This window comes from Dehalococcoidia bacterium (genome assembly GCA_003597995.1).
GTDB lineage: Bacteria > Chloroflexota > Dehalococcoidia > Dehalococcoidales > UBA1222 > SURF-27.
This window is the reverse complement of the sequence record QZJY01000054.1, coordinates 23,799-30,777: the sequence shown is the minus strand read 5'-3', so window position 1 is coordinate 30,777 and position 6,979 is coordinate 23,799. Positions and strand designations below refer to the sequence as shown.

The following is a 6,979-nucleotide window of genomic DNA, read 5'->3' as shown; positions in this document are numbered from 1 at the left end:
TATGAGTGAATTCGCTAGTCCGTTTTCGATGGCCAGTGCAATTTCATTCGACAGCAAATCGGCTATTGAGGAGCTAAACTGAGTGGTTATTATGTCGTGTATCGCCTGCGTCATCTGCGCCACCGTTGGTCCGGTAGAACCCTCTCCAAGAAGTGAAAGAAGAGCTTGTTCAATAAGACCAACCCTGGCCTCACCTTGTATCGAAGCGTCTTTATCAGCTATCATCTGGTTTTTTATATCCGCTCTCATCTGGTCTTTCACAACCTGGCTGAGGGGTTGAGGGATTTTGAAAGTTACGGGGGTCAAAGCCCCGGTTTTAAAGATACTATTAGTGACGATCTTGTTCACGAAATCAAGGATGTCGCTGACTTTGCCACGGATTTCAATGGTGAAAACATTCGTGTAAAATGTAAAATTAGAAGTACTGATATCTCCCTTTGCCGGTTCCGTAGCGACTATCATTTGCATCTTAAGGTTGGAAGACCCGGCCAGTCCCATCAGTGTTTCATTATATTCGATGGTCTGGGCGGAAGTCGGGAATTTGCTCTGGGTCTGCTTCAATGACAGACTAGCCTGTCCCAGCTCGGTCTGGAGCAGAGTTATTTTGTTGTTCCACGCGGCCACATCGGCTATCGCCTGCGCCATTTGCGCGCTCAGGTCAGATTTTGTTTTGTTTAATGCCGTCTGCGATAGCCGCGCGGCATTAAGATTGTTCTGGAGCAACTTCTGGTCTTTGCTGGCGCTGTTGTACATCAGATAAAGAACTACTGCCGCCACCAAAAAAGGGGCAAAAAACAGTGTGATCCATGTTGACCTCGTAAATTTCATACAATACTCCCAGTTACTGCAATGCGATGTCCCATGTTTTTATACCCCAAAAAGTACCGCTGCCAACACCCGGCACATTTAAACTTGTGCCGGTTGGGTCAACCCATGTTAAACTACCGTTCTGGTTATAAACAGTTGTACTACCGGCTACCGTTCCATAGAAATCACCGCCTGGTTGCAGGTAAGTCATGCCAGTGACTGACATTAAGAATAGATAGTCACCGGGCCCCGACGCGATGCTCGGTTTAAATTCAATGTCGCCGATAGCAATAATGGCGCCGCTACCACTTATGGTGGCTTTTGTGCCTATTCGCAGGGCATATGGCAGGCCGACGGTATTACTGTTGACATATATGGCTTGCCCATTCAGGTTCAGATTGAAGTTTTGGCCGGTCATGCCTATTGTCGTATCCCCGTTGATAAAAAGAGGGCCGGTCAACGTCAGTGTGGCGCCGGCAGCGCCGCTGTTTTCTATATCCAGTGTCCCGTTGCGGTAAAAAGGGCCTAAATTAGGAGTGTTCTGCACGGCAACCGAATTACTGCTATAAGGGGTGGTGTTCATCACCTGCTGCCAGTAGAATTGATATAACTGGTCAGCCGTGGGCCACGAACCGGTGTAGTTGGACTTGGCCGCATGGTCACCGTCCGAGGGACTTACCGAACCTTGCCCACCCTGAACGGTATAACCATTCTGGCTTGTGATGACCTGATTCATAATGCCTGTCAAGTCACATGAAGAAGCGTTAACGTAAGTAATTATTTTGGAATAGGCTACGGGTTGATTAGCCAGACTGGTGTCGTGAATTACGTCTGGCCCCGCTAGAGACGTGATTCTGTATCCTTGCAGTCCATTAACCGTATCTATATACTGAACAAAAGCGAATACTTTTTGGCCATTAAAGGATAAAACTCCTGATGGAGGGAATTCAATGTACGATGACGTGTCAGTAGGCAAATTGGAATACGGCGTAGTCTTCAACCACCATAATGCGCTTTGAATGCCTGTGTCGGCGGCATAAAGCTCATCCGTTCTTTGCTCAACCTTTCCCTGGACTTTGAAGCCGCTAGCGCCAGCAGCCAAAGTGGCTGGAACAATCAATCCGCCTACGGCCAGTAGAATCAAAAGAATGATAAGCACCTGGCCTTTTTGTTGGTGCAGTATTCCTAACCTTTTCACATCCCTCCTCCCTTATACAGCCATCTAGCTCAGCCTTGGCTTGAAATAGAAAGCCGAGGATGAGCTTCTCGGCTGAAAGCCGCCGATGGTAGATGTAATGCTTGCCTTGTAATACACCGCGCCGCTGGGTTCTGTAATCCCTTGCAAAACAAAATCGCTGCTCTCCTTGATTCCCATGGCTATCACTACGGGAGCTCCACTATTGTCCGAACGCGTTAAATCGGTTCCGATTAAAGCGTAACGGACTGTATGGCTTCCCAGACCGTACGCGCTGTAATCCCAGACCAGAGTCATAACTTCGGTCACATCCGGGGTTGCCGGGTCGTCAGCCGTTACTGTTTGCGCCTGCTGCCCATCGCGGACAATCCATACGCCGGCATTCTGCGCGTACCGGATGGCTTGAATACTGTTGTTGCTTGCAGCTGTGATTTTCAAAGTCTGAACAAATGCAGTCCCGATAACCGGTAAAATAATCCCTATAATAGCTACGCCTATGATGAGTTCTATCAGGGTAAAGCCTCTCTCGCCGCCGGTTATTCCATGCAACCGATCGAACTTCACGGGGTTCTCCAGTAATCCGTCAAGGTATAATTGACGTACATCCACGGTTTTTCCGCCACACTGCGTGTGACTGTCACAATAATCTGCTGTATGTCTAACGGCAAAGCAATCTGTGCTATTGCGGCGGCACCGGTGCCTCCGCCCCCGCTGAATGTAATCGTCGGGACGGATGTGTATCCACTTCCATTATCGTTAATCATTACCTCTGAAACATAACCCGTTGTGTACGCAGTAGCGGCAGCGCCCGAACCACCACTCCACTGAAACTGACCGTGGGAGCGGATGTGTACCCCTTACCTTGGTAGTTAATTGTGATGGTTGACACTCCTCCGCTCGTTATTGTGGCTGTAGCCGTAGCTCCCGAACCACCGCCTCCAGTCAAGCTTACCTGGGGAGCAGATGTGTAACCGCTACCTCCATTCGTAACGGTTATAGAGTAAACCCCCGTTGTAATGACGGCAGTACCTGAAATGCCTGTCCCACCACCTCCACTGAAACTGACCGTGGGGGCGGATGTGTATCCACTTCCACCATTCGTAACAATAACGGTGACCCCGCCGGCCACTGCGCCCGCGCTTACCGAAAGCGTGTACCCTGCGGGTAAGGTCGGCCCTCCGGTCCAAGGCCTATTTCCAGACGGCAGCGCATAAACCCAGGTCGTGTTCTGCTGATAGGCTTGCACCTTAATGAATTCTACTTCGCTTTTGGCCAGCGCTTCTGCTGCTGCCATACCTTCTGACTTGATGACTACCTGCGCGCTTGTTTGCAGACCGGTTAACAGGGCCAACATAAATACCATCAAGAAGCAAACAACTATCAAAACCTCAATAAAGATAAACCCCCGCTCTCCTTTATTCGCCCTAATCATTCCCATAAACCTTTACCCAATTTGCCCATATAGGCCATACATGGCTGATACCATGGTCACGGCAATAAGGGCTATCATACCGCCTATAACTATGGTCATAATAGGTGTAATTAGGCCTACAGCGGCAGCGGTCCGGTCATCGGCTTCCACTTCGTAGGTCTCGGCTACCGTTGCAAGTGTGTTATCCAGATTGCCCGTTTCTTCACCAACCGCCACCATCTGGACCATCAGCGGCAGGAAAAACGACCTCTTTGCCATAGGTTTCGAAAGCCCTTCTCCCCGGATAAGGTCTTGCTGTACTCCAGCCACGGATTTGGCCACAATTTTGTTACCTGTATTCTGTACCGAAAGAGCCATAATGTCTGGAAGGGATAAACCTACTTTGAAAAGTAACGCCATGGTTCGGCACAGGCGTGACAATTCATTCAAATTGGTGATTCTTCCTATGATTGGCATGCGCAGCATTGTTTTGTCCAGTTGATATTTTCCCCTGGGGGTTTTGGCTAGTGCGTACATCGAGACCCCTAACGAAACAAATCCGATTAATATAAAAAGACTATTACTTTTAAGCCATGCGGAACCATCCATCATCAAGCGCGGCAGAGTAGGCAGTTTTGCGCCGAAGGCCCCATACAGAGACGAAAATGAAGGCATAACAAAGTTAACCAACACCGCCACCACGCCGACGGCCGTGATCACCACGAATATGGGATAGCTCAGCGCGCCGCGGATCTTTTTCTCTGTGATCATGCGTTTTTCCATGTAATCCGCCATCTGGCGCATTACGAGCTCCATATTGCCGCTCTTTTCACCGGCGGAAATGGCCCGCCAGTAAAGAGCCGGAAATACGCGCGGATGTTTGCGCATGGCATTGGAAAGGGACGACCCACCGCGGATATCCGCCGCCACCTCGCCCAATTTCTTTTTAAGTTCTTTATTGGCCACCTGCGTCTGCAACAGTTCTAGCGATACTACGATATCGGTGCCGGAATCTAGCAGCAGTGCCATTTGCCGTGAAAACATTATTATCTCTTTGGGATTTACGTTCCCCAAAGTCATGTTGAGTTTTTCTGAATTCAATAAGCCCGATTGAGCTTTAAGGCTGAGTACCCTGTAACCGCTCGACTCAAGTAAGTTGCCAGCCGCGCCGTCATTGCTGGCGCTCAGCTTGCCTTTGACCAGCTTGCGTTCCTTATTATATGCAACGTAGCTAAATTCCATTTTACCTCAAACTATTCAACGGAATAAGTCGTGCGTATTATCTCCGTAGGAGTGGTCAGCCCCATCTGCACCTTCAGCATCCCGTCGTGCATCATGGTAATCAGGCCTTCTTTGACCGCTTCTTCCTTGATGTCGGCTGTACTGACCCCACTTATAATCATGCGCCTCAGCTTGTCCGTCATCGCCAGAATCTCGAAAATGCCTGTGCGCCCGAGGTAGCCCGTATATGCACAAGTTTTGCATCCTGTGGCATAAAGAAACTTGGTCCTCTTTTCCTTCATCTCTTTTTCATATGCCAGTTGCTCTGGCAGTGGCGCTTCGATTGACTGCTGGCAGTCCGGACAGATTCGCCGCACCATACGCTGTGCCAAAATGCCAATTACGCCAGAGGCTATCAGGAACGGCTCAACTCCCAGGTCAATCAATCTGTATAAAACGCCGATAGTGTCATTAGCATGGATTGACGACAGCATGAGGTGTCCGGTTAGTGCTGCTTGAACGGCGATATTCGCAGTCTCAGCGTCGCGTATCTCGCCCACCAATATTACATCGGGGTCTAGACGCAGTATGGAACGCAGGCCGCTGGCGAAGGTAATTCCAGCCTGGTTATTTACCTGTATCTGGTTGATGTCTTCAAAGCGGTACTCGGCGGGGTCTTCCACCGTTATAACGTTGCGACCCAGCGTATCCAGTGAATTGAGCGATGCGTACAGTGTGGTCGTTTTGCCGGCACCGGTAGGGCCGCTAACCAGCAACATTCCATAAGGCACTTTCAGCATTTTTTCATATTTTTCCAGACTCTCAGGCAAAAAACCGAGTTCGGCCAGTCCGCGGGTTGCCGTCGACTTGTCCAGAAGGCGCAGTACAGCCATCTCCCCGTGTACAGTTGGTGACGTGGCTACGCGCACGTCGATCATCCTTTGTTTAGACTCGGTAGAAAATTGTCCGTCCTGTGCATGGAAATGATCAGCTATATTCAATCCTGCCAAAATCTTAAGCCGGGATATTAGTGGCAGCTGGATATCCATGGGCAGCGACATCATATCCTGCAGTGTGCCATCGATTCGGTATCTGATTCGCAACCTTTTCTCTTGCGGTTCTATGTGTATATCTGAAGCCCTGGCCTTTACGGCTTCATCTATGATCAGTTTCAACGCCTGTACCAGAGGGGTATTGGATGCAACTTCCAGCATCTGTTTGTCATCAAAGGTCCCCTGCGAAGTCGGGATAATGGATATTTGTTTTTCGATTTCGCCGTAGCCCTTATAGCTGGAATCGATGGCCTCTCGGATTTCCTTGGATGTAGCGACTACTGGCTTTATCCTCTTGTGGCTCTGTACCGCAAAAGCTTCCAGCGCCAAGATATCAGTGGGGTCAGCCATGGCTACCATCATGGTGTTTCCGCTCACGCTTATGGGGATGGCATTGTAACGGCGGGCCATAATCTCCGGAACCAACTGTATAGCTTCTGGCTGGGATGCCTGTCGAAGTTGCTTGTGAACATCCGAACCAACCATTTTCTTCGCCGGCTCAACTGCTTTTTCGGCCATAGGCACACTGGTGGGTGGTGTTTTACCCAGCTCCAGCACTTTAATGCCATGGTGTTCTACGAACTGTCTTGCTTGTGTGCTGAGTGCGGAATTAAGTAGGGCGATGGCCTTATCATCTATGCCTGTATCGAAAGCTTTTGCATCGAAAAAGGCCACTCGCTCAATCCCGATTTCCCTTTCTCCTCCCATGATGTCGATTGCCAGACGGTGAGAGATGCGGAAGCTGGAAGCATAAGCCAAAATGTCGAAAGTATACTCTACTCCGAAACGTCCCACGATCTTGGTATTTTCCTCGATACGATAACCCAGTTTCACCAGGCTATCCATCAGTTGTGCCTTGTTCTCAAAACGGAACGACTTGGTTTGGGCGGGTTTTGGTGGAAGGGTTGTCAGAAAAGACTCGATTTTACCCTCTTCGACGACCTTGATACGCTGCTTCTCAGCCAGCTGACAGCTTTCGCTGTCTAGAGCAGGCTTGGCAACGATAACCCTGTCCTTGATACCCGTGTCGTAAGCCTTGTTGGCGAAATCAAAAATAGCACCGGCAACCGATTCCCTGCTTCCATCTACCATGAGCGCGATAGCCATGGTACGCAGTGTAAAGCCGTCATCGCTCTGCGCCAGCATATCAAAACTGTGCTCGATTCCAGACTTACCGGTGCGCTTGGCATCCAGCAGTACCTGATAGCCCTGCGTCTCAAGATAGGACTTAAGCCGGATTTCAAGCGGTTGTCTGGCATCAGAGGCAATAACTTTACTTACCATCGATATATT

6 protein-coding genes are annotated in these 6,979 nt (G+C 49.6%); all 6 read right to left on the bottom strand.

Features of this window, described 5'->3' with window-relative positions; genetic code table 11:
- On the bottom strand, positions 1 to 828 hold an 828-nt coding region (locus tag C4542_07075), incomplete at its 3' end, for a hypothetical protein (protein ID RJO61190.1).
- Between the two features lie 13 nt (positions 829 to 841).
- Positions 842 to 2,005, bottom strand: a complete 1,164-nt coding sequence (locus C4542_07070) for a pilus assembly protein PilZ (protein RJO61189.1) — start codon at positions 2,003 to 2,005, stop codon at positions 842 to 844.
- 24 nt (positions 2,006 to 2,029) lie between these two features.
- The gene (locus C4542_07065) at positions 2,030 to 2,743 is read right to left on the bottom strand and encodes a prepilin-type N-terminal cleavage/methylation domain-containing protein (GenBank protein RJO61188.1); all 714 of its coding nucleotides are present in this window, start codon (positions 2,741 to 2,743) and stop codon (positions 2,030 to 2,032) included.
- Between the two features lie 22 nt (positions 2,744 to 2,765).
- Positions 2,766 to 3,440 carry a hypothetical protein gene (locus C4542_07060; protein RJO61187.1) on the bottom strand — a complete coding sequence of 225 codons (675 nt, stop codon included), beginning with the start codon at positions 3,438 to 3,440 and terminating at the stop codon, positions 2,766 to 2,768.
- A 6-nt stretch (positions 3,441 to 3,446) separates the two neighbouring features.
- A complete protein-coding gene (locus tag C4542_07055) occupies positions 3,447 to 4,655 on the bottom strand; it encodes a type II secretion system F family protein (GenBank protein RJO61186.1) in 1,209 nt (402 codons plus the stop codon).
- An 11-nt stretch (positions 4,656 to 4,666) separates the two neighbouring features.
- Entirely contained in the window at positions 4,667 to 6,970 is a 2,304-nt protein-coding gene (locus C4542_07050) for a type II/IV secretion system protein (protein RJO61185.1), read from the bottom strand.
- Positions 6,971 to 6,979 lie beyond the last annotated feature (9 nt).